This is a genomic window from Streptomyces sp. NPDC002640 (assembly GCF_053592575.1).
In genome coordinates this window covers 81935-108258 of sequence record NZ_JBSFVZ010000027.1, presented here as the reverse complement: position 1 = coordinate 108258, position 26324 = coordinate 81935, and the positions used below count along the sequence as shown (strand labels likewise).

Genomic DNA, 26324 nt, shown 5'->3' with positions numbered 1-26324 from the left:
CGACCGATCTGGAGGCGCAACTCACCGAACCGGTCGCGATCGTGTCGATGGCGTGCCGGCTGCCGGGCGGGGTGGGCACGCCGGAGGAGTTCTGGGAGCTGCTGTCCTCGGGCGGGGACGCGATCGAGGGGTTCCCGTCGCGGTGGGACGGCTGGGACGTGTACGACCCGGACCCGGAGGCCGTCGGCAAGAGTTACGTGCGGGAGGGCGGATTCCTGCGGGACGTCGAGGAGTTCGACGCCGCGTTCTTCGGGATCCCCGCGCGCGAGGCGCAGGCGATGGACCCGCAGCAGCGGGTGGTCCTCGAAACTTCCTGGGAGGCCCTCGAGCGCGCCGGCATCCCCGCCGAGGCCCTCGAGGGCAGCAACACCGGTGTGTACCTGGGCACGATGAACGGCGACTACGGCAGCCTGGGGCACGGTCTCGGCGATCAGGACGGCTACGTCAACACCGGCAGGGCGAGCAGTGTGCTGTCGGGTCGGGTGTCGTATGCGTTGGGGTTGCAGGGGCCTGCGGTGACGGTGGACACGGCGTGTTCGTCGTCGTTGGTGGCGTTGCATCTGGCGGTGGCGGCGTTGCGGCAGCGTGAGTGTGACGTGGCGTTGGCGGGTGGTGTGACGGTGATGTCGACGCCGTCGGTGTTCGTGGAGTTCTCCCGGTTGCGGGGGACGGCTGCGGATGGGCGGTGCAAGAGTTTTTCGGCGGATGCGGACGGGGCGGGTTGGTCCGAGGGTTGTGGTGTGCTGGTGTTGAAGCGGTTGTCGGTGGCGCGTGCTGCCGGGGATCGTGTGCTGGCGGTGATCCGTGGTTCGGCGGTGAATCAGGATGGTCGGTCGCAGGGGTTGACTGCTCCGAACGGGCCGTCGCAGCAGCGGGTGATCCGCGAGGCGTTGTCGCGTGCGGGGTTGTCCCCGTCGGACGTGGACGCGATCGAGGCGCACGGTACCGGGACTCCGTTGGGTGATCCGGTGGAGGCGGGGGCTCTGGCGGCGGTGTTCGGGCCGGGGCGGGAGGCCGGGCGGCCGGTGTGGTTGGGGTCGTCGAAGTCGAACATCGGTCATGCGCAGGCCGCGGCGGGTGTGGCTGGTGTGATCAAGATGGTGCTGGCGTTGCAGCACGAGGAGTTGCCGCCGAGTCTGTATGCGGGGCGGCCCAGTGAGCATGTCGAGTGGGAGGGCAGCGGGCTCGAGTTGGTGGGTGAGGCGCGGTCGTGGCCGCGGGAGGAGTCCCGGCCGCGACGCGCGGGTGTGTCGTCCTTCGGCCTGTCCGGGACCAACGCCCACCTGATCCTGGAGGAGCCGCCGACGGCTGCGGAGACCGCGCCGGAACCCGAGGAGACGGTCCCCGGGCCGGAGGCCGACGGGGTTCTCCCGATCGTGGTGTCCGGCCGGGACGCGGGGGTGGTGCGGGAGCAGGCCCGGCGCTGGGCCGCCTGGTGGCGCGAGCACCCGGAGGTGTCCCTGGACCGGGTCTCCTCCACGGCCCTGTGGCACCGCAGCCGGTTCGACTCCCGTGGCGCCGTCCTCGCCACCACCCGCGACGAGGCCATCGACCGCCTGGAAGCCCTCGCCGCGGGCACCGACGCCCTGGGAGTGATCGCTCCCGTCGAGACGCCGGCCGAGGACATCCTCGCGACCGGCCCCGGAGGCGTCTGGGTGTTCCCCGGTCAGGGATCGCAGTGGGAGGGCATGGGCCGTGCCCTGCTCGATCACTCTCCCGCGTTCGCCGACGCGGTGGCGGCCTGCGACGCGGCCCTGCTGCCCTGGACCGGATGGTCCGTCACCGAGGTCCTCACCGGACAGCGCCCGCTGTCCGGCGTCGAGGAGGTGCAGCCCGCGCTGTTCGCGATGAGCCTCGGTCTGGCCGCCTGGTGGGAGTCCATGGGTGTCACGCCGCGGGCGGTGATCGGCCACTCGCAGGGCGAGGTGGCCGCCGCCGTCGTCGCGGGCATCCTCACCGTCGAGCAGGGCGCGAAGATCGTCGCCGCCCGCTCCCGTGCCGTGGCCACCTGCCGCGGCCGGGGTGGCATGGCCGTCGTCGAACGCGGCGTGGACTGGATCACCGAACGTCTCACCGGCACCGGACTGTCCGTGGCCGCGGTCAACACCCCGGGATCCACCGTGATCTCCGGTGACAGTGACGCGCTCGACGCCCTCCTCGCCGGCCTGCGGACCGAGGACGTGTTCGCCCGCCGGGTGCAGGTCGACTACGCCTCGCACAGCGCCCACATGGACCCGCTCCTGCCCGCCCTGGCCGAGGAGTTGGCCGGCCTGCGGCCTGCGGCGGGACGGATCCCGATGTACTCCACCGTCCACGGCCGCCTCATCCACGGCACCGAGCTGGACGCCGACTACTGGTGCGCCAACCTGCGCCGGCCGGTCCGCTTCGACCGGGCCAGCGAGGCGGCCGCCGCCGACGGCCACCAGACCTGGATCGAGATCAGCCCTCACCCCGTCATGGCCATGGCGCTCGACGAGATCACCCGGCAGCACGGCGGAACGACCGTCGCCACCGCCCACCGGGACCGGGCCGACGCCACCGACGTCCTCACCTCGTGGGTCCGCGCCGGACTCGCCCGGGAGACCGGGTGGCCGTGGGAACGCGCGGTGCCCCGGACACCGGTCGAGGCCACCCTCCCCACCTACGCCTTCGACCGCCGGCGGTACTGGCTCGCCCAACCCACCGGCATCCAGGCCGACCCCTCGGCCTGGGGCGCGGACGGGCTCGACCACCCCTGGCTCGCGCTCTCCACCCCCCTCGCCGACGACGACGGCCTCGTCCTCACCGGCAGGATCGACGCCACCGAACCCGGACAGCGCTGGCTGAGCGACCACAAGGTCTTCGACACCGTGCTCCTGCCCGGCACCGGAATCCTCGACCTGGTGCTCACCGCCGCCGAACGCGTGGGCGCCACCCGGATCGACACCCTCACCCTCACCACCCCCCTCGTCCTGCCCGACGACGGCGCGCTGCGCGTCCAGGTCGCCGTCACCGGCGCCGACGCCGACGGGTGCCGCCAGGTCACCGTCCACACCCACCCCGGCCCCGACACCCACCCCGACGCCCCCTGGACCACCCACGCCACCGCCCGGCTCACCCACCGGACCGCCGGTGACACCGACGACCAGGGCTTCCGGGACCTCCGGAGCCGGCCGGCGGCGGGTGCCACGCCGATGGAACCGGTGGAACCGGTGGACCTCGACGGCTTCTACGAGCGGCTGCGCGCCCGCGGCATCGACTACGGCCCCGCGTTCCAGGGGCTGACGGAGCTCTCCCGCAGCGGTGACACCGCCTACGCCGTGGTCCGCCTGCCCGAGGCCGAGAGCGCGGCGGCAGGCGACTTCGCGGTCCACCCGGCGCTGCTGGACGCGGCGCTGCACGCCGTCGCCGCGCTGGACGCCGACACCGCGGACGTGTCCCTCCCCTTCGAGTGGACGGGGGCGGAACTGTACGCCACCGGGGCGACCGAACTCCGTGTCCGGGCCGAGCGGGACCCGCGGTCGTCCCAGGTCCGGCTCTGGATGGCGGACGCCCACGGCGATCCGGTGGCCTACGTCGAAGCGCTCGCCCTGCGTCCGGCGACCGGAGAGCGGCTGCGGCCGCGCACAGGCGGCCACCTCTACCGGCTCGACTTCCAGCGCCCCCGCACGACCCGCGAGACGCCGGCCGAGACCTGGGTCCTCGCCGGCCCCGGTGACCTCGCGCACGTGATCGGCGCACGCGCCGTCACCGGCCTGGACGCCCTGCGCGCCCGGCTCGACGCCGGCGACGAGCCCCCCGCCCGCCTCGTCGTCGACAGCACCACGCAGGGGCCTGGCGACCTGGCGGACGCGGTGCGCACGGCCACCGCCACCGGACTGCGCCTGCTGCAGGGCCTGCTGGCCGAGCCCCGCCTGGACGGGACCGAACTGGTCTGGGTGACCAGGGAAGCCGTGCCGGTCGAGCCGGGGGAGGGCGTCGACGGTCTGCTGCACACCCCGCTGTGGGGCCTTGTCCGTGCCGCGCGCGCCGAGTACCCGCAGCGGTCGCTGCGCCTGGTCGACGTCGGGACCGGAGCCGAGGACGCCGCCGCGCTCGCCAGGGCGGTGTCCGTCACCGAGGAACCCGAGATCGCGGTACGCGGAGGGGAGATCCGCGTCGCACGGCTGGTCGCGGTCGCAGCGGAGCCGCAGGACGTCACCGCGGCCACGCCGCCGCCGGAAGGAACGGCGCCGGGAACGGGGCTGGGAACGGCGCCGGGAACGGCGCTGATCACCGGCGGCACCGGTGAGCTGGGCAGGGAACTCGCCGGGCACCTGGTGCGCACCCGCGGGGTCCGGCGTCTCGTGCTGACCTCGCGTCAGGGCGACCGGGCCCCCGGAGCCGCCGGCATCGCCGCCGAACTCACCGCGGCCGGCGCCGAGAGCGTACGGATCGTGGCCTGTGACGTCGCCGACCGGGAAGCCCTCGCCGGTCTGATCGGTTCCCTCGACGACCTCGACTCGGTATGGCACCTGGCCGGCGTGCTGGACGACGGACTGCTGCCGGACCAGAACACGGAACGGCTCGCACGGGTGCTCGCCCCCAAGCTGGACGCCGTGCTGCACCTGCACGAACTCACCCGGGACCGCCCGCTGTCCGAGTTCGTGATGTTCTCCTCGCTCGCCGGAGTGCTCGGCAGCGCCGGCCAGAGCACGTACGCCGCGGGCAACGCGTTCCTCGACGCCTTCGCCGTACGGCGTGTCCAGGCGGGGCTGCCCGCCAGGAGTCTGTCCTGGGGGCTGTGGGAGCAGGGCGGCACGGGGCTGACCGCGCACCTCGGCCAGGCCGAGCTGAACCGGATCCGGCGCCTCGGCGTCGAGCCGCTGTCCGTGGAGGAAGGGCTGCGGGCACTCGACGCGGCGCTGGCGACGCACGCGCGGGGCCACCTGGTTCCCGTACGGCTCAGGACGGCCTCGGCGCACCGCGGCCAGGACGAGGTGCCGGCGCTGCTGCGCGGCCTGGTCAGGACACGCCTCCGGCGGGCGAACGCGGGCCAGGCCCCGTCGGGCCTGCGGGACAGACTCACGGCGCTCTCCCCCGACCGGCGGCGGGAGTCCGTGACCCTGCTGGTGCGGTCGGCGGCGGCGACCGTGCTCGGTCTCCGGGACGAGGGCGAGGTGCCGGCCGACCAGGTGCTCAGGGACCTCGGCCTCGATTCGCTGATGGCCGTGGAACTGCGGCGCCGGATCTCGCAGGACACCGAGGTGTCCCTGCCGGCCACGCTGGCGTTCGACCACCCGACCCCGGTCGCCATGGCCGATTTCCTCCTGGAGCGGATGGACCTGTCACCGGCCGCGCCGCCCGCCGAGACCGCCGACCGGGCCGCGGACGACCGGGCCGCGGACGTCCGGGCTGCCGACGAGGACGACGATCCCGTCGCGATCGTGTCGATGGCGTGCCGGCTGCCGGGCGGGGTGGGCACGCCGGAGGAGTTCTGGGAGCTGCTGTCCTCGGGCGGGGACGCGATCGAGGGGTTCCCGTCGCGGTGGGACGGCTGGGACGTGTACGACCCGGACCCGGAAGCCGTCGGCAAGACGTACGCCCGTGAGGGCGGATTCCTGCGCGACGTCGAGGAGTTCGACGCCGCGTTCTTCGGGATCCCCCCGCGCGAGGCGCAGGCGATGGACCCCCAGCAACGGCTCGTGCTGGAAGCCTCCTGGGAAGCCCTCGAGCGCGCCGGAATCCGCCCCGGAACCCTCGAGGGCAGCAACACCGGCGTGTACCTCGGCGCCATGGGATCGGACTTCGGCCGCCTCCACGGGCACGACCTGAGCGCGCTCGACGCGTACGGCTCGCTGGGCAGCGCCGGCAGTGTGCTGTCGGGTCGGGTGTCGTACGCGTTGGGGTTGCAGGGGCCTGCGGTGACGGTGGACACGGCGTGTTCGTCGTCGTTGGTGGCGTTGCATCTGGCGGTGGCGGCGTTGCGGCAGCGTGAGTGTGATGTGGCGTTGGCGGGTGGTGTGACGGTGATGTCGACGCCGTCGGTGTTCGTGGAGTTCTCCCGGTTGCGGGGGACGGCTGCGGACGGGCGGTGCAAGAGTTTTTCGGCGGATGCGGATGGGGCGGGTTGGTCCGAGGGTTGTGGTGTGCTGGTGTTGAAGCGGTTGTCGGTGGCGCGTGCTGCCGGGGATCGTGTGCTGGCGGTGATCCGTGGTTCGGCGGTGAATCAGGACGGTCGGTCGCAGGGGTTGACTGCTCCGAACGGGCCGTCGCAGCAGCGGGTGATCCAGGAGGCGTTGTCGCGTGCGGGGTTGTCCCCGTCGGACGTGGACGCGATCGAGGCGCACGGTACCGGGACTCCGTTGGGTGATCCGGTGGAGGCGGGGGCTCTGGCGGCGGTGTTCGGGCCGGGGCGGCCGGTGGAACGGCCGGTGTGGCTGGGGTCGTCGAAGTCGAACATCGGTCATGCGCAGGCGGCCGCTGGTGTGGCTGGTGTGATCAAGATGGTGCTGGCGTTGCAGCACGAGGAGTTGCCGCCGAGTCTGTATGCGGGGCGGCCCAGTGAGCACGTCGAGTGGGAGGGCAGCGGGCTCGAGCTGGTGGGTGAGGCGCGGTCCTGGCCGCGGCAGGAGTCCCGGCCGCGACGCGCGGGCGTGTCGTCCTTCGGCCTGTCCGGGACCAACGCCCACCTGGTGATCGAGGAGGCCCCCGCCGAGGAGACGGTCCCCGGACGGGAGACCGACGGGGTCCTCCCGGTGGTGGTGTCCGGCCGGGACGCGGGCGTGGTGCGGGAGCAGGCCCGGCGCTGGGCCGCCTGGTGGCGCAAGCACCCGGAGGTGACGCCGGAACAGGTGGCGTCCACCGCGCTCCGGCACCGGAGCTGGTTCGGCCACCGGGGCGCCGTCCTGGCCACCACCCGCGACGAGGCCATCAGCCGCCTCGAAGCGCTCGCCGAGGGAACCGACGCGGACGGCGTGATCGCACCCGTCGAGGGACCGGGAGCCGAGGCCCCCCAAGGCGACGGTGCCGGCGGTGTGTGGGTGTTCCCCGGTCAGGGGTCGCAGTGGGAGGGCATGGGCCGTGCCCTGCTGGAGCACTCTCCCGCGTTCGCCGACGCGGTGGCGGCCTGCGACGCGGCCCTGCTGCCCTGGACCGGATGGTCCGTCACCGAGGTCCTCACCGGACAGCGCCCGCTGTCCGGCGTCGAGGAGGTGCAGCCCGCGCTGTTCGCGATGAGCCTCGGTCTGGCCGCCTGGTGGGAGTCCATGGGTGTCACGCCGCGGGCGGTGATCGGCCACTCGCAGGGCGAGGTGGCCGCCGCCGTGGTCGCGGGCATCCTCACCGTGGAGCAGGGCGCGAAGATCGTCGCCGCCCGCTCCCGTGCCGTGGCCACCTGCCGCGGCCGGGGTGGCATGGCCGTCGTCGAACGCGGCCACGAGTGGGTCACCGAACGCCTGGCGGGTACCGGCCTGTCGATCGCCGCGGTCAACACACCCACCTCCACCGTGGTCTCCGGTGACGACCAGGCACTGGACGCACTCGTGGCCCAATTGCAGGCCGAGGACGTGTTCGCCCGTCGGGTGCAGGTGGACTACGCCTCGCACAGCGCCCACATGGACCCGCTCCTGCCCGCCCTGGCCGAGGAGTTGGCCGGCCTGCGGCCTGCGGCGGGACGGATCCCGATGTACTCCACCGTCCACGGCCGCCTCATCCACGGCACCGAGCTGGACGCCGACTACTGGTGCGCCAACCTGCGCCGACCGGTCCGCTTCGACCAGGCCGCCCGGGCGGCGGCGGCCACCGACGGCCACCAGACCTGGACCGAGATCAGCCCCCACCCCGTCATGGCCCTGGTCCTCGACGAGATCACCCGGCAGCACGGCGGCACCGCCGTCGCCACCGCCCACCGGGACCGGGCCGACACCACCGACGTCCTCACCTCATGGGTCCGCGCCGGACTCACCCAGGGGGACGCCTGGCCGTGGCCCCGGCTGGTCCCGCGGGCACCGGTGGTGGGCGGCCTGCCCACCTACGCCTTCGACCGCCGCCGCCACTGGCCCGCCGCCCCCGACACCACCGCGGCGGTCCCGCCGGGCCGGAGTGCGGACGGCGCGGACCACCCGTGGCTCACGCTGTCGACGCCGCTGGCCTCCGGCGACGGACTGATCCTCACCGGAACCATCGACGCCACCGCCGCCGGACAGAGCTGGCTGGGCGACCACCGCGTGTTCGGCACGACGCTGCTGCCCGGCACCGGGATCCTCGACATGGCCCTCACCGCCGCCGAGCGGGTCGGCGCCCGCGCGGTGGACACCCTGACCCTCACCACCCCGCTCGTCCTGCCCGAGACCGGGCCGCTGCGCGTCCAGGTCGCCGTCACCGGCGCCGACGCCCACGGGCGCCGCCAGGCCACCGTGTACAGCCACCCCGACCCGGACACCCACCCCGGCACACCTTGGACCACCCACGCCACCGCCCAACTCGCGCACGGCGCACCCGCCCACGGCACCTCACAGGACCCCGCGTCCGTGGACTGGGCGTCGGCGGTCGCCTCCGCGGAACGCGTGCCCCTGGACGGGTTCTACGACCGCTTCCACGAGCGCGGACTCGCCTACGGCCCCGCGTTCCAGGGCCTCGCCGACCTGTGGCGGCAGGGCGACGAGCTCTACGCCGTCCTCCGCCTGCCGGAGAGCCTGCGGCCCGAAGGGTTCACGATCCACCCCGCCCTCCTCGACGCCGCGCTCCACACCATCCTCACCGCCGAGGAGGCCGACGACGGCGCCGTGCCCCACCGTGACGCGGGTCCGGGCCGAGGGAAGCGCGTCCTGCTGCCGTTCGAATGGAACGACGCCCGGCTGTACGCCACCGGGGCGTCGGTCGTACGGGTGCGCGTGCGCCTCGACAGCACGCGCGAGCAGGCCGAGCTGTGGGTGACGGACGAGAACGGGGAGCTGGTCGTCACCGCGGGCCTCCGTCTCCGGGAGGCCCGTGCGGACAACCTGCGGACGGGGCGGGCCGAACGGCACCTGCACCGGCTGGAGTTCCAGGAGTGCCCGTCGTCCGCCGCCGAGCCGGCGGTCACCGTGATCACCGACGGTCCCCTCGCGGCCGTGCTCGGACTGCCCACGCCGGACACGGAGGGGACCGGACCGGTGCCCTCCCGGTTCGTGGTCGACGCCACCTGCCCCTCCGGCACGCCGGAGGAGTTCACCGCGGCGGCCCTGATCCGGGCGCGTGACCTGCTGACCGGCCCGCGGCCGGCCGGTGCCGAACTGGTCTGGGTGACCCGCCAGGCACTGGCCGTCGACGAGGACGAGACCGTCGACCTGGCCTCGGCGCCCCTGTGGGGTCTGCTGCGTGCGGCGCGCGCCGAGGGACACCCGGTGCGGCTGGTCGACGTCGACAAGGACGCCGACCCGGACACCCTGCGGACGGCGCTGCACCTCACCGAGCCGGAACTGGCCGTCCGCGGCCGAACGGTGCTGGTTCCCCGGCTGGTTCCGGTCTCCCCGCACGACACGGCACCCGCAGCCGACCGGGCCGGTGGTGACACGGAACGCGCACCGGGCACCGTGCTGATCACCGGCGGCACCGGTGAACTCGGGCGGCAGGTCGCCCTGCACCTGGTGAACACCTGGGGGGTGCGCGAGCTGGTGCTGGCCTCCCGCCGGGGCGACGCGGCCGACGGCTCCGACGCACTGGTCGCCGAGCTGACCGCCGCCGGGGCCGACAGCGTGCGCGTGGTGGCCTGCGACGTCACCAGCCGCGACCAGGTCGCCGCACTCCTGGAGTCCCTCCCGGACCTCGACGGCGTCTGGCACCTGGCCGGCGTCCTCGACGACGGGCTGCTCACCGACCAGACCCCCGAACGCCTGGCACGGGTCTGGGCGCCGAAGGCACGCGCGGCCCGGTGGCTGCACGAGCTCACCGCGGACCGGCCGCTGACCTGGTTCGTGGTGTTCTCCTCCGCCGCGGGTGTCCTCGGCGGCGCCGGGCAGAGCGTCTACGCCGCGGCCAACGCGTTCGCGGACGCGGTCGTCCTCGAACGGCGCCGTCAGGGACTTCCCGGACTGAGCCTGTCCTGGGGGCTGTGGGAGCAGGCCGGAACGGGACTGACCGCACACCTCGGCCGGGCGGAACTCGCGCGGATGCGCCGGCAGGGCGTGGCCGCGCTGACCGGCGCGCAGGCGCTGGCGGCCCTCGACACGGCGCTGACCTCCCGGCGCGCCCACCTCGTCCCCCTGCGGCTCGACCTGTCCGGCGCGGAGGACGCCCGTTCGCCGCTGCTGCGCGGCAGGACCCGCGTACGGAGGCTGGCGGACACCCGGGCCGAGGCCGTCGACACCGGCTGGACCGGAATGACGGAACCGCGACGCCTTCAGGCCCTCTCCGAACTCGTGCGGCGTGAAGCGGCCGAGGCGTTGGGCAGTGCCGACGGGATCAGCCCCGAGGCACGGTTCACCGACCTCGGACTCGACTCCCTGATGGCCGTGGAACTGCGCCGCAGGCTCTCCGCCGAGACCGGACTGTCCCTGCCCGCGACGGCCGTCTTCGACCACCCGACGCCCGCCCGCCTGGCCGAGTACCTCAACGGCTGCCTGCGGACGACGGACAACGGCACGGCCGACGGCACGGGCGACGACACGGACCACGGCACCGGCCGCGCACGCGTGGAGCGCGTGGAGCGACGCGACGTCCATCCGGCGACCGAGGGCCAGCGACGGCTGTGGTTCCTGGAACAGATGCGTCCCGGCACGGCCGACTACAACGTCACGATGCCGGTCCGCGTCGCCGAACCCCTGGACCGCGCGGCGTTCGCCTCCGCCGTCGCCTTCGTGGTGCGGCGGCACGAGGCACTGCGCACCGGCCTGGAGAGCCGCGACGGCGAGCTGGTCCAGGTGGTGCACGACGAGTACGGCACCCCGCTGCGCTTCGAGGAGGCGGCCGACCCCCGGGACCTGGCCGACCGGATCCAGACCGAGGCCGAGTCGCCCTTCGACCTGTCCGGCCCCGTGCTGTTCCGCTGCCTGGTGCTCACCGCCGCGGACGAACAGGTGGTCTGCCTCACCCTGCACCACGCGGTCATCGACGCCTGGTCGATGGTCATGGTGCTGAACGAGCTGTTCGCCGCGTACGGCCGGTTCCGCGCGGGCCTCGCGCCCGACGACGGGAGCGAGCCGCCCGTCCACCTCGGCGACTACGCCGCCTGGGAACGGAACTCCCTCACGCGGGGAGCCTTCGGCCCGGGCCTGGACTTCTTCCGCGACGAACTGACCGGGACCCCGCGCCTCGAACTTCCCCCGAGCACCCCGGACTCCGGCCCGGACAAGATCGGCTTCACCCTGCCCGGCGACCTCCGGAGCGAGCTGGAAACCCTGGCCTCCGACGCGGGAGTCACCCTGTACACGGTGCTGGCCGGCGCCTTCGCGGTGCTGCTCTCCCGGTACAGCGACCAGCGCGACTTCGGCATCGGCACGGTGTGGTCCGGGCGCGGCCTGCCCGGTTCGGCGGAGATCGTCGGATTCCTCGCCAACACCCTGCCGCTGCGCTGCGACCTCTCCGCCGACCCGACCGTGCCCGAGCTGCTCTCGGCGACGAGGACCCGCGTGCTCGGCGTGATGGAACACCAGAACGTGCCGCTGTCCGAGGTGGTCAAGGCCGTCGACGCCGAGCGCAACGGCGAGGAGAACCCGCTGTTCCGGGCGGTGTTCAACTACGGCCTGGGCGCGGAGCCGGCCGACGACGCCTGGCAGCCGCTCGCCGGCAGCCACACCGGCAACGTCGCGGGAACCGCCAAGTTCGAGCTGACCCTGAGCCTGGCTCCCGCCGGCGAGGGGCTGCGCGGGGAGCTGGAGTTCCGGTCACACGTGCTGGACCGCGCGTCCGCACACCGCATGGTCGCCAACCTCGAGACGCTGCTGCACTCCTTCGCCCAGGACCGCGGTCTGCCGGTCAGCCGCCTGTCCTTGCGTCACGTCGAGGACGAAGGCCGGTTCCGGCGGCACGGTGACGGCGCGACGCCGGAGCCGGCCGCAGTGCCCGCCCCCCGGCCGGAGCCCGCGCGGACGGCCACCGGCGACGACCGGGTGAGGGAGACGGTCGTCTCCGCCTGGGCCGAGGTCCTGGAGCTGGAGCCGGCCGAGGTGGACCCGGACAGCGGGTTCTTCGACCTCGGCGGGACGTCGCTGACGGCGGTACGGGTCCACGAACTGATCCGGGACGCCCTGGAGATCGAGTTCCCGCTCTCCACGCTGTTCCGCCACTCCACCGTGCGGCAGCTCACCGCGTTCCTGCGGGCCGAGGCCAAGACGTCGCCGACCCTGGCGACGGCGGCGACGGCGGCGGCCGGACAGCGGCCGGAAGCGGAGGAGCACGAGAACGAGCACCGGCACGCGAACCTCGACGCGCGCGCCGATGCCGATGCCGACGCCGACGCCGACATCGACGAGAACGCCGTGGCGATCGTCGGCGTGGCCCTGCGCCTGCCGGGCGCCGGCAGCGTGCGGGAGTTCTGGGCGAACCTGCGCGGCGGTGTGGAGTCGATCCGCCGCTTCACCGACCAGGAACTGCTGGACGCCGGGGTGCCCAGGAGCGTCCTGGACGCCCCCGGTTTCGTCCCCGCCAAGGGGTACGTGGGGGACGCCGACCTCTTCGACGCCGAGTTCTTCGGATACTCGCGGTCCGAGGCGGAGAACATGGACCCCCAGCACCGCCTCTTCCTGGAGACGGCCTGGCAGGGCCTGGAGAACGCGGGCATCGTGCCCGACGCCCACCCCGGCCGCATCGGAGTCTTCGCCGGCGCCGGCTTCGGCGGCTACAACGCCGGAAGCGTCCGCGGCGACGAGATCACCGAGCTCCACGAGTTCTACCGCAACCTCCTCGGCAACAAGTCCGACTTCGTGTCCACCAGGGTGGCCCACAAGCTGAACCTGCGCGGTCCCGCGCTGACCGTGCAGACGGCGTGCTCCACGGGACTGGTGCTCGCGCACCTGGCCAGGCAGAGCCTGCTGCGCGGGGAGACCGACGTGGCGCTCGTCGGCGCCTCGGCCCTCACGTATCCGCTGGAGTACGGCTACTACCACCAGGAAGGCTTCGTCTTCTCCCCCGACGGCTCCTGCCGCGCGTTCGACGCCGACCGGCAGGGCACCGTCGTCGGCAACGGCGTGGTGGCGGTGGTGATGCGGCGGCTGTCGGACGCGGTCGAGGCCGGGGACCGGATCTACGCGGTGGTGCGGGGCAGTGCCGTCAACAACGACGGGTCGGACAAGGTCGGGTTCACCGCGCCCAGCGTGAGCGGCCAGGCCGCCGTCATCGGTGAGGCCCTCGCGGACGCCGGGCTGTGCTCCGCCGACATCGGCTACGTCGAGGCGCACGGCACCGCCACCGCGATGGGCGACCTGATCGAGATCCAGGCCCTCCGCGAGGTGTTCACCGCGGACCGGGACGAGCCGTGCGCGGTCGGGTCGGTGAAGTCGAACATCGGCCACGTCGACGTGGCCGCGGGCCTGGCCGGCCTGGTCAAGGCCGCGCTGTGCGTCTACCACGGCGAACTCGTCCCCACCGTCAACTTCCGGCGTCCCGACCCGGAGCTGGGCCTGGACGGCTCGGCGGTCCTGCGGGTCAGCGACGACAACCGGGCCTGGGCGGGCGTCCGTCGGGCCGGGGTGTCGTCGTTCGGCATCGGCGGCACCAACGCACACCTGGTCCTGGAGCAGCCCCCGCGGCCTGCCCCGCAGCCGGCCCCCGCACCGGACGCGGCGCCCGGCTCGGTGCCGGTGGTCGTGTCCGGGCGGACCCCGCAGGCCCTGAGGGACCAGGCCCGGCGGTGGGCCGACTGGCTCACCGAGCACCCCGGCACCGACCTCACCGACCTCGCCCTGACCACCACCCGGCACCGCCGGCACTTCGAGCACCGGGCCGCCGTCGTCGCCCACGACCTGGACGAGGCGGTGCGCGCACTGACCGCGCTCGGGGACGGACAGGCCGACGACGCGGTGTGCACCGGGGTGGCCCAGGAACGCGGCAGGGTCGCGTTCGTCTTCGCCGGCCACGGTTCCCAGTGGCCGGACATGGCCCGGCGCCTGATCGCCGAGAGCCCCGCCTTCGCCGACACCGTCGACCGCTGCGACGAGGCACTGCGCCCGTGGACCGGCTGGTCGGTCCGCGACCTGCTGCGGAACCCCGGGGCGAACGGGCTGAGCCTGGACGACGTGGAGGTGGCGCAGCCCGCGCTCTTCACGGTCGCCCTCGGCCTTGCGGAGGTGTGGCGGTCCGTCGGACTGGAACCGGAGGCCGTCGTCGGGCACAGCCAGGGAGAGGTGCCCGCCGCCGTGGTCGCCGGCGCGCTGACCCTGGAGGAGGGCGCCAAGGTCGTCGCCGTCCGCAGCCGGGCGTTCTCCCGCATCGAGAGCGGCTCGGGCGGCATGGCCCTGCTGGGACTGCCGCTGACCGAGGTGGAGGAACTCCTCGCCGCGTACGACGGAGCCCTGTCGGTGGCCGCCGTGAACACCCCCGGATCGGTGGTGGTGGCCGGCGCACCGGACGCGGTCGACGCCCTCCTCGCCACGCTCGCGGACCGTGACGTCTTCTCCCGCCGGATCAAGGCGGACCGGGCCGGACACTGCAGCCTGGTCGACCCCATGCTGCCCGAGGTCGAAACGGCCCTCGGCGACCTGCGCCCCCGCGCGACGACGGTGCCGATGTACTCCACGGTGACCGGCGCGCCGATCGGCGGCGAGACCCTGGACGCCCGGTACTGGTGCCGCAACCTGCGGGAACCGGTGCGCATGGACCTGGCGCTCGACGCGCTGCGCGCCGCCGGCCACGGCGTGTTCACCGAGATCAGCGCGCACCCCATGTTGGCCATCCCGCTGACCGCGTTCACCGCCGACAGCGGGGGAGTGGTCCTCTCCAGCCTGCGCCGGGAGCACGGCGGCCTCGCGGAGATCGTGCGCGGTCTCGGGCACCTGCACGTCCACGGCCACCCGGTGGACTGGACCCGGGTCGTCGACGGTCCCGGCCGCCTGGCCGACCTGCCCGGCTACGCCTTCCAGCGGCAGAGCTACTGGATCGACGGCGGACCCCGCACCCGGCGGGAACCGACGGCACCCCCCGAGAACCTGGCGGCCCGGTTGGCGGCACTGCACGGGCCGGCCCGCGCCCGCGCCGTGCTGGAGGCCGTGCAGGACGTGGTCCGCGGCGTCCTCGGCCTCGCCGACCCCATGCCCGTGGACGAGCGGTTCCAGGACCGCGGGCTGGACTCGATGATGGCGCTGCAACTGCGCAACCGGCTCAGCGAGGTGACCGGCACACCCCTGCTGTCCACGCTCGCCTTCGAGCACCCCACGCCCCAGGCGGTCGCGGACCACCTGCTGGCCGAGGCCTTCTCCGAACTGCCGCCCCCCGGCCTGCCCATGGAACGTGCCGAGCGGCGCGACGTCCATCCGGCGACCGAGGGCCAGCGCCGGCTGTGGTTCCTGGAGCGGATGCGCCCGGACTCCGCGCAGTACAACGCCGTCCTCCGGCTCGAGACGGACGCCCCCCTGTGCCCGGAGACGTTCGACCGGGCCCTGCGCGCGGTGATGGAACGCCACGAGGCGCTGCGCACCGGACTCGAACTCCGCGACGGTGAACTGGTCCAGGTGGTGCACCAGGAGTTCACCGTCCCGCTCCGCCACGAACGCGCGGCCGACGCCGCCGCACTCGACCGGATGCTGCGCGCCGAGGAACGGACCCCGTTCGCGCTGGACGGTGAGACCCTGTTCCGCTGCCTGCTGGTGGACACCGGCGACGGGTCGACCCTGTGCCTCACCCTGCACCACGCCGTCACCGACGGCTGGTCGCTGTCCCTGCTGCTCGACGAGCTGCACCGGACGTACCGGACCCTCGCCGAGCGGGACACCCCCCGGCTGCCGGACGTCCGGTACCATCTCGGCGACTACGCGCGGTGGGAGAAGCGGTCCCTCGAACAGGGCGCCTTCGAGCGCTCGCTCGCGTACTTCGCGTCCGAACTCGACGGCTCCCCGCGTCTGGAACTCCCCTCCCGCCCCGCCGCCGACGACGAGCAGGGCGACGCCGTGCACTTCACCGTGCCCGCGGAGCTGCGGGCCGGCCTCGACGAGCTGGCCGCACGCAACGCCGTCACCGGCTACACCGTGTACGTCAGCGCCTTCGCGGTCCTCCTCGCCCGCTACACCGACCAGTACGACTTCAGCATCGGCACCATCTGGTCGGCGAGGGAACTGCCGCAGGTCGCCGAGACCTTCGGATTCCTGGCCAACACCCTGCCGCTGCGCTGCGACCTCACCGGGACGGTGTCCTTCGAGGACGTCCTCGCCCGCACCCACACCCGGGTGCGGGGGACGTTCGAGCACCAGAGCGTTCCCCTGACCGAGGTCGTGCGCATCGCCGGCGGCGACCGGACCGGCGAGGAGAACCCGCTGTTCCGGGCCGTCTTCAACTACGGCGGCACGGCCTTCCCCGCGATCGGCACGGGCACGACGGCCTGGCGGCTCCCCGCCACGGGCAGCGTGTCCGGCAACGTCCAGGGCGCGCCGAAGTTCGAGCTGGGCCTCACCCTGACCGCCGACGGTGACGTCCTGCGCGGGGAGCTGGAGTTCCAGCCCCACGTGCTGGACCGTGCCGCGGCCCACCGGATGGCCGCCAACTTCGCGACCCTGCTGGCGTCGCTGACCGCCGAACCCTCCGGCCCCGTCCGGGAGGCCGGACTGCTCTGCGACGCGGAGCACCGGTGGCTCGCCGAACACGGCGGGGATGTCGCGGCCCGGCCGACCGCCGGGACCGCGTGCCGGCGCATCCTCGAACAGGCGGCCCGGACGCCCGACGCGGTGGCCGTGGAGTCGGACGGACGCGAACTGACCTACCGGGAGATGTCCGCGCGGGCCCGCGCGGTCGCCCGGCACCTCGCCGGCCTGGGCGTCACCCGCGGCGACCTGGTCGGTCTCTGCCTCCCCCGCACGGTCGACCTGCCGGTGGCCATGCTCGGCACCTGGATGGCCGGTGCCGCCTACGTACCGCTGGACCCGGAGTACCCGAAGGCACGCCTGGACCACGTGGTGTCCGACAGCGGTCTCCGGGTCGTGATCGCGAGCGGCACCCTCGCCGATGTCCTCCCGGACGGCCTGCGGGTGCTGCCCGTCGAAGCCGTCACGGAGACCGGGCGGGACCAGGAACCGGACCACGCTCCGATCGCCCTGCCGGAACCGGCCGACCCCGCCTACGTCCTCTACACCTCCGGCTCCACGGGAACCCCCAAGGGCGTCGTCGTCGAGCACGCGCAGTTCGCCGCGTTCTGCCGGGCCATGGACGAACGCGTCGGGGGCGGCGGCGACGGCACCTGGCTCGCCGTGACCAGCGTGTCCTTCGACATCTCCGGCCTGGAACTGCTGTGGACCCTGACCCGGGGCTACCGCGTGATCGTCGCCGGCGGCGAACTCGGCGGCCTGGCCGGACACCGGAAGCACGGGCCGACGCACCTGCAGTGCACGCCCTCGCTGGCCAGGATGCTGCTGGCCGACGCGGAAGGCCGCACCCTGCTCGGCGGGCTGCGCCTCCTCCTGGTCGGCGGCGAGGCCCTCGACCGCGGACTCGCCGACCGGCTGCTGCGGACCTGCGGCGGCGACGTGCTCAACATGTACGGGCCCACCGAGACCACGATCTGGTCGACGACCTGGCGGGTCGAGCCCGGACCGGTCTCGCTCGGCACGCCCGTGCCCGGCACCCGGCTGGCCGTCCTCGACCGGCATCGGCGGCCGGTACCGCGCGGCTGCCGCGGTGAGCTGTGGATCGGAGGGCACGGTGTCGCCCGGGGCTACCTGCACCGGGCCGCCCTCACCGACGAGCGGTTCGTGACGGACCCGTATCCCGGCGCGGGACGCATGTACCGCACGGGGGACGTCGTCCGCCATCGTGAGGACGGCTCACTGGAGTACTGCGGCCGCGTGGACGACCAGGTGAAGCTGGCCGGACACCGCATCGAGCTCGGCGAGATCGAGTCCGTTGTCTCCGGGTGCACCGGCGTGCGCGAGGCCGCCGCGGTCGTCCGGGAGGACGCCGGCTCGCCGGCCCTGTGGGTCTACTACTCCGGCGACGCCGACCAGCGGGTCCTCGCCGCGCACGCCGCGGAGCGGCTGCCGGTGCCGATGCTGCCCGCACGCTGGGTCCGGCAGGAGAGCCTGCCGCTGACACCCAACCGCAAGATCGACCGGCTGGCCCTCGCCGCACTGCCCGCGCCCCGGCCGGAGCCCGCACGACCGGGCGCCGCACGACCTGAGGCGGCGCAGGCCGCCGCGGGCGACGACCAGGTGTGGGAGACGGTCGTGTCGGCCTGGTCCCAGGTCCTGGGGCTGCGGCCGGCCGAGGTGGAACCGGACCGGGGCTTCTTCGAACTCGGCGGAACGTCGATGGCGGCGCTCCGCGTCCACGAACTGATCTGTGCCGACCTGGACCGCGAGTTCCCGCTCTCGGCGCTGTTCCGCCACCCCACCGTGCGGCAGCTCACGGCGTTCCTGCGCGGTGACACCCCCCACGCGGTGACCGAGGCGCCGCCGCGGCAGCGCCCGGCCGAGGACAGGGACGACGGCGCGGTGGCGATCGTGGGCGTGGCCCTGCGCCTGCCCGGCGCCGACGACGTGGACCGGTTCTGGGCGAACCTGCGCGGCGGTGTGGAGTCGATCCGCCGCTTCACCGACCAGGAACTGCTGGACGCCGGGGTGCCCAGGAACGTGCTGGAGACGCCCGGATTCGTCCCCGCCAAGGGATACGTGGAGGACGCCGACCTCTTCGACGCCGAGTTCTTCCGGTGCTCTCCGTCCGACGCGGAGAACATGGATCCGCAGCACCGGCTCTTCCTGGAGACGGCATGGCAGGGCCTGGAGAACGCGGGCATCGTGCCCGACGGGTACCACGGCCGCATCGGCGTGTTCGGCGGCGTCGGCTTCGGCGGCTACGACCAGGGCGATCCCGAGGACGCCTCCGAGGTGTTCCGTTCGGCGATCGGCAACAAGAACGACTTCCTCGCCACCCGCCTGGCCCACATGCTCAACCTGCGGGGCCCGGCACTGACCGTGCAGACGGCGTGCTCCACGGGACTGGTGGCCACCCATCTGGCCAGGCAGAGCCTGCTCCGCGGGGAGTCCGACGTGGCCCTCGTCGGCGCCTCAGCCTTCACCTTCCCCCTCGAGCAGGGCTACCAGTACCAGGAAGGCTTCGTGGCCTCGCCGGACGGCCACTGCAGGCCCTTCGACGCCGACCGGCAGGGCACCGTCCTCGCCAACGGCGTGGTGGCGGTGGTCATGCGGCGGCTGTCGGACGCCGTCGAGGCCGGGGACCGGATCTACGCGGTGGTGCGGGGCAGCGCCGTCAACAACGACGGGTCGGACAAGGTCGGGTTCACCGCGCCCAGCGTGAGCGGCCAGGCCACCGTCATCACCGACGCCCTCGCCGACGCCGGTCTCTCCTCCGCCGACATCGGCTACGTCGAGGCGCACGGCACCGCCACCGCGATGGGCGACCTGATCGAGATCCAGGCCCTCCGCGAGGTGTTCACCGCGGACCGGGACGAGCCGTGCGCGGTCGGGTCGGTGAAGTCGAACATCGGCCACGTCGACGTGGCCGCGGGCCTGGCCGGCCTGGTCAAGGCCGCGCTGTGCGTCTACCACGGCGAACTCGTCCCCACCGTCAACTTCCGGCGCCCCGACCCGGAGCTGGGCCTGGACGGCTCGGCGGTCCTGCGGGTCAGCGACGACAACCGGGCCTGGGCGGGCGTCCGCCGGGCCGGGGTGTCGTCGTTCGGCATCGGCGGCACCAACGCACACCTGGTCCTGGAGCAGCCCCCGCAGCCGGCCCCGCAGTCGGCCCCCGCACCGGACGCGGCGCCCGGCTCGGTGCCGGTGGTCGTGTCCGGGCGCACCCCGCAGGCCCTGAGGGACCAGGCCCGGCGGTGGGCCGACTGGCTCACCGAGCACCCCGGCACCGACCTCACCGACCTCGCCCGGACCACCACCCGGCACCGCCGGCACTTCGCCGAACGCGCGGCGGTGACCGGAACCGACCTGCCCGCGATCGTCGAGCAACTCACCGCCGTCGCCCGCGACGAACCGCACGCGTCGGTCACGGTCGCCACCGCGCGCCCGGGGAAGGTCGTGTTCGTCTTCGCCGGCCAGGGTTCGCAGTGGCCCGGCATGGCCCGGCGCCTCTTCGCCGAGAGCCCCGCCTTCGCCGACACCGTCGACCGCTGCGACGAGGCACTGCGCCCCTGGACCGGCTGGTCGGTCCGCGACCTGCTCCAGGACGACGACCGCATCGCCTGGGACCGCCTGGACGTCGCCCAGCCGGTGCTGTTCACCATGTATCTCGGCCTCGCGGCCGCCATGCGGGAACTCGGTCTGGAGGCACAGGCCGTCGTCGGCCACAGCCAGGGCGAGATCGCCGCGGCCGTGGTCGCCGGCGCCCTCACCCTGGACGAGGGCGCCAGGATCGTGGCCGCGCGCAGCACCGCCCTCGCCGCGCTGACCTCGGACGGTGAGATGGCGACCGTGGAACTCCCGGTCGCCGAGGTCGAGGCCGCCCTGGCCCCCTACGGGGACGCCGTCTCGGTCGCCGTGGTGAACACCCCCCGCTCCACGGTCGTCTCCGGCGACCGGGACATCGTGGAGGAACTGCTCTGCGCGTGGGACGACCAGGACGTGCCCTGCGGCACGCTGAACGCCGCCTGCGCCTCCCACAGCGCGCACATGGACCCGCTGCTGCCCGGCCTCCGGGAGACACTCGCCCCGCTGCGCCCCCGCCCGTCCACCGTCCCGCTGTACTCCACGGTGCTGGGCCGGCGGGCCACGGGTGAGGAACTGGACGCCGGCCACTGGTGCCGGAACCTGCGGGAACCCGTACGGCTCGACCTCGCCCAGCGGGAACTCCTCGCCGACGGCTACACGGTGTTCGTCGAGATCAGCCCGCACCCGGTGCTGGCCATGCCGCTCGCCGACGGCGGCGCGGACCGGGACGCGGTCGTCCTGGCGGCCATGGAACGCGGACAGGGCGGCCTGGACCGCCTCCGCCGCACCCTGGGCGAACTGCACGCCCACGGTGTCGACGTCGACTGGTCGGCGGCCGCCCCCGGCGGCCGTTCGGTCGGCCTGCCCGGGTACGCCTTCCAGCGGCAGCGCTTCTGGCGGGAGCCGACGCGCCGCGCGACGACCGACCAGCCGTTCTGGGACGCCGTCGACGCGGTTGACGCCGTTGACGCGGTCGATGGCGTCGATGCCGTCGGCGCGGAGGGCACGGAGGGCGCGGAGGGCCTGGAGGCGTTCTTCGAACTGCTGGGCGCCTCGTCGGAGCGGGACAGGGACAGCCTGCGGAACGTGTTGCCGCTGCTCCGGCGTTGGCGGGCGGGCCGTGACGGCGCCCCGGGCATCGCCGACTGGCTGTACGAGGAGTTCTGGCAGCCCGGCGAGCCCGCCCCGGCACGGGCAGGCGGAGCCTGGGCGGTCCTGGGGGACCGGCCGTCCCCGGTCGCGGAGCTGGTGACCGCTCTGCGCGAGGCGGGAGCGGACACGCACACGGCGGGCACGGACCCGACAGGCCTGCGGGCACTGCCCGAGGCGCTGGCGGGCGTGGTCGTCCTGACGCCGTGGGAGGAGGACGACGCTCAGGCGGGCTTCCTCCGCGTGGTGGAGTTGCTGCAGGAACTGGGGAGCCGTCACCCGGCGACCCCGGTGTGGCTGGTGACCCGCGGCGCGGTCGGTGTGGACGCGACCGATCCGGTGACGCGGCCCCAACAGGCACTGTTCCACGGACTGGGCCGGGTCGCCGCACTGGAACGCCCCGAGGGCTGGGGCGGCACCGTCGATCTGCCCGGGCAGCTCTGCCCGGACTGGGCCGGGCAGTTGGTGCGTGCCGTCCTCGCCGGTGACGACGAGGACCAGGCCGCGGTCCGGGCCGGTGGCCGGTTCGTGCGGCGACTGCGGCGCGTCGCGCCGACGCAGGCGCCGGCGTGGAGGACGAGCGGTACCGCCCTGATCACCGGCGGCACGGGAGTTCTCGGCCGGCGACTGGCCGGCTGGCTGGCGGAGCGCGGGGCGGACCGTGTGGTGCTCGCCTCCCGCTCCGGCGAGATCCCCGCGGAGTGCCGGGACGACCTCGAGGCGACCGGTGCCCAGGTCGTGACCGTGGCCTGCGACGTCGGCGACCGGGACCAGGTCGCCGGGCTGATCGCCCGGATCGACGCGGACGGCCCGCCGCTCACGGTGGTGGCACACCTCGCGGGCGCCCCCGGGATGGCCCTGCTGGCCGACCTCGACGGCGCCCGGGCCGCGGAGGAACTCGCCGCGAAGGTGTCCGGTGCCTGGCATCTGCACGAACTGCTCGGCGACCGGCCGCTGGACGCGTTCCTGCTCTACGGCAGCGGTGCGAGTCTCTGGGGGGCGGGCGCCGGAACGGTGTACGCGGCCGCCAACGCCGCGCTGGACGCCCTCGCCCGTCACCGGGTGGCCGGTGGCCGCACGGCCGCCGTGGTGCACTGGGGCGGCTGGGCCGGCGGCGGCATGGTGACCGAGGAGGCCGCGGAGCAGCTCCGGCTGCGGGGCCTGCGGCTGATGCCCCCGGACCGCGCCCTGGGCGCGCTGGACACGGTGCTCGGCTCGGACCGGGTGGCGCTGGGGGTCGCCGACATCGACTGGTCCCGTTTCACCCCCACGTTCTGCGTCGCCAGGCGGCGCCCGCTGCTGCTGGGCATTCCCCAGGCGCGGGCGGAGATGACCGGCAGGCGCACGGAGAGCGGGCTGGGGGAGCGGCTGGCGGGCCTGAGCCCGGACGCCCAGCGGGGCACGCTGCTCGACCTGGTCCGCGAGGAGGCCGCCGCCGCTCTCGGCGTCGCGGAGATACCGGCCGAACAGCCCCTCCAGCAGCTCGGAATGGACTCGCTGACGGCGGTCGGACTGCGCGCCCGGCTCGCCAGGCGCAGCGGACTGCCCCTCGGCACCGACGTCCTGTTCCGCAACGGCAGCTGCGCGGCCGTCGCGGAACACCTGCTCGGAGAGCTCACCGGGCGCCGGCCCGACACCGGGGCGGCACAGGAGCCGTTGGTGCGGGTCCTCAAGCCGGTGCGGCGGCCCCGGGCGCGGATCGTGTGCATGGCGGGCATGGGCGGCACCACCACCTCCCACGTTCCGCTCGCCCCGTACCTGCCCGAGGACGTCGAACTGCTCGGCGTCCGGGTCCCCGGCCGTGAAGGACAGGCCGGGGAGGCCCCGCCGGTCGACGTGGACGTCCTCGTCGACCGCGTCGTGGCGGAGCTGTCCGGCCGGCTCGACGTGCCGACGGTCCTGTACGGGCACAGCCAGGGCGCGACGGGCATGTGGGAGGTCGCCCACCGGCTGGCCAGCAGGCTGGTGCGGCCGCGACTGTCCCTCGTCGTCGCCTGCGCGCTGCCGCCGTTCGGCGAGGCGCCGGAAGCGCTCCGGCGGTTCCAGGACGTGGCCACGCTGTGGGACACCGCAGCGCCCGAGACCCTCACCGAGGCGTTCCGGGGCATGCTGCCCGACGCGATCCTCGCCAGCGACGAGGTCTTCGCCGCCTACCTGGAGAACCTGCGGAACGACTCCGCGATGTGGAACCGGCACCAGCTCCTGCTGGACGCCGACCGCAGGGGTCCGCTGGACATCCCCGTCACCGCGGTCTCGGCCACGGCCGACCCGGTGCTGCCCGAGGGCACCATGGCGGGCTGGTCCACGCTGACCAGCGGCACGTTCACGGTCCGGACCATCGAGGGCGCGCACGCGGCGCCCCTGGAGAACCCGCAGGCCATGGCCCTGCACCTGGCCGCCGCGATCCCCGGCGCGATTCCCGGTGCGAACACCGGCGCGGTGCCCGGCGCGGTGCCCGCGTTCGCCGTGTGAGGCCCGTGGCGTCCGCCGTCACCCGACGGCGGACGCCACGACGGGGCCGTGACCGCGGCGGCCGTCGCTCCGGCAGAGCACTCCCACCGCGTGGTAACGACTGTTACCATGTCGGTATGGCGAAAACACAACTCGGCGCACGCGTGGACGAGGACGTCGCGGAACTCGCGAGGAGGCGCGCCGCGGACCTGGGTCTGAGCGTCGGCGACTACCTCGCCCGTCTGGTGCAGGACGACACCAGCGGGCTGCGCGCCCGCGCGGTGGACGCCGCCGCCCGCTTCCTCGCCGACTACCAGGACGTCTTCGACGAGGCGGAGGGCGCCCGGCCGCCGCAGGCGCCCGAGGGAGCGCGTGCCGCCTGATGCACCTGCACATCGACGTTCCCTGGATCCTTCAGGTCGCCGAGGCCGCCGGCGCCGACGATCCGGCCCCCGACGACTACGGCGTCCCGGTCTCGGCGGTCGCCCGCCACCAGGCCGAGGTGTTCGAGCAGCCCGTCTACGACGGCCCCTACGCCAAGGCCGCCGCCCTGGTGCACACGCTGGGCCGCTGCCGCTGGCTGGAGCGCTCCAACCTGGCCGTCGCCGCCGCCACCGGCGTGATGTACCTCGAGGCCGCGGGTGTCACGGTCAAACCCACCCGCGAGGACGCCGTCGCACTGAAGGACCTGCTCCTGGCCCAGACGTGCACGGCACGCGACATCGCCACCCTGCTGCGCTCCTGGCCCACCACCACCTGAGACGCCCCGGGGGCGGCGCGGGGCACCGGCGCCCTCACCCCGCCCCCGTGGACGAGCCCGTGGACGAGCGCCACTCGGCCGCGTACGCGTCGAAGATCTCCCGCACGTGGTGACCGATCTTCAGGTAGTCCAGATCGTCGAGATTGGCGAGGGAGACGCGCACCGACCACTCGGGGCCGTCGAAACCGCCGCCGTTCAGCAGCACGACGCCGGTCTGTTCCGCGAGGCGGATGAGCGGGTCGATGGGCTCGTACCGCTGTCGCAGGAAGTCCGCGAACTCCCGGCCGTGGGTGCGCTCCGCCTCGGCCAGCAGGTCCAGTTCGACGTAGTAGGCGGCCCGCTGCCGGTCCTCGCCGATCTTCATCCGCGCGCCCTCGAGGAGCAGGTCCAGCCGCTGCCGCACGATGGAGCGGACCTTGTGCTTGTACGCCTGGCCCTCCTCCAGCATGTCGAAGAGGGAGAACAGCGTCATCATCACCTGCTGCGGCAGGGACAGGCCGGCGGTGTGGTTGAGGGCGACCTGCCGTGAATCGGCGACCAGCCGGTCGAGGAACCGCATCTTCCCCGGCTCCAGGCTCAGGCTGCCGTACCGCTCGTCCAGCCGGGCCTTCTCGGACGCGGGGAGCGCCGCGATCATCTCGTCGATGACGTTGTCGTCGTGCAGCGCGATGACCCCGAGCCGCCACCCGGTGGCCCCGTAGTGCTTGGAGTACGAGTACACCAGCAGCGTGTTGCGGGGCAGGTCGGCCGCGACGGAGCGGAAACCCTCGACGAAGGTGCCGTACACGTCGTCGGTGACCACGATCAGGTTCGGGTTGCTGGTCGCGACGATGTCGCGCAGCTGCCGGGCGACGCGGTCGCTGAGCGCGAGCGAGGGCGGGTTGGAGGGGTTCACCAGACACACCAGTTTGATGCTCGGGTCCTCCAGCTTGGCGACCTCCTCCGGCGGATACCGCCACTCCCGCACCCCGACCTCCGCCATCCGGCTCGCGTTGACCAGCACGACGTCGAAGCCGTAGGTGTCCAGCGCGGGGATCTCGATGTACGGCGTGAACACCGGCACCATCAACGCGATCCGGTCACCTCGCCGGAGTAGCCCGTTCTTGGTCAGCGAGTCGAAGATGTAGCACATGGCGGCCGTCCCGCCCTCGGTGGCGAACAGGCCGAGGCCGTCGCCGTCGTGCGGGCGCCCGCCCAGCAGTTCGTCACCGAGGTAGGCGCGGACGACCTGCTCGGTGTGCGGCAGGATCCGCCCGGGCACCGGATAGTTGTCCCCCGTGATCGAGTCCGTCAGCTCGTGCACGAAGGCGTCCTTGTCGAACCCGAAGCGGTCCAGGGCGTGGGCGACGACCCTGTTCAGCAGGTCGATGCCGGGCAGCTCCGGGTGCTGCCGCACGAAGGCGTCGAAACGGCCCCCGGCGCCCTGCCGTTCGGGCATGCCGCCGAGGTCGTCGGCGGTCCACACCCGGCGGGACTCCGCCAGGGCGAAGTAGCCGAGCGCGTGGAACGCCTCGCGCGGGCCCGTCGCCACCCAGTTGGGGTTGCCCCGGCCGGCGTTGAGCATCTGCACACCCGACTTGTCCTTCTGCCCCGGCCGGTGCCGCTGGTACTCCTCGGCGAGCCGGATGAAGGTGTCCTTGAGTTCGAACGGGGAGAGCCGGGCGAGGGCCTCGATCTCCTGGCGGGAGAAGCTCGTGGGGGACATGCGGGAC

General features: G+C 73.9%; 3 protein-coding genes and 1 pseudogene. 3 read left to right on the top strand and 1 reads right to left on the bottom strand.

The window, feature by feature from the left end:
* Positions 1-14: 14 nt before the first annotated feature.
* The 3 genes and pseudogenes from ACWD3O_RS28925 to ACWD3O_RS28915 form a co-directional block, all read left to right on the top strand.
* A pseudogene (locus ACWD3O_RS28925) lies at positions 15-23873 on the top strand (amino acid adenylation domain-containing protein); the annotation flags it as partial.
* A 116-nt stretch (positions 23874-23989) separates the two neighbouring features.
* Positions 23990-24235, top strand: a complete 246-nt coding sequence (locus tag ACWD3O_RS28920; RefSeq protein ID WP_451412906.1) for a hypothetical protein — start codon at positions 23990-23992, stop codon at positions 24233-24235.
* Positions 24235-24612 carry a fic family toxin-antitoxin system, toxin component gene (locus tag ACWD3O_RS28915; protein ID WP_451412907.1) on the top strand — a complete coding sequence of 126 codons (378 nt, stop codon included), beginning with the start codon at positions 24235-24237 and terminating at the stop codon, positions 24610-24612. The genes ACWD3O_RS28920 and ACWD3O_RS28915 overlap by 1 nt, the downstream gene beginning before the upstream one ends.
* A 34-nt stretch (positions 24613-24646) precedes the next feature.
* Here the strand turns inward: ACWD3O_RS28915 and ACWD3O_RS28910 are convergent, their stop codons facing one another.
* Positions 24647-26317 carry a bifunctional aspartate transaminase/aspartate 4-decarboxylase gene (locus ACWD3O_RS28910; protein ID WP_451417942.1) on the bottom strand — a complete coding sequence of 557 codons (1671 nt, stop codon included), beginning with the start codon at positions 26315-26317 and terminating at the stop codon, positions 24647-24649.
* Positions 26318-26324 lie beyond the last annotated feature (7 nt).

Coding starts and splice junctions, on each gene's coding strand:
- ACWD3O_RS28920 (WP_451412906.1), top strand. CDS start 23,990: ATGGCGAAAACACAACTCGGCGCACGCGTGGACGAGGACGTCGCGGAA.
- ACWD3O_RS28915 (WP_451412907.1), top strand. CDS start 24,235: ATGCACCTGCACATCGACGTTCCCTGGATCCTTCAGGTCGCCGAGGCC.
- ACWD3O_RS28910 (WP_451417942.1), bottom strand. CDS start 26,317: ATGTCCCCCACGAGCTTCTCCCGCCAGGAGATCGAGGCCCTCGCCCGG.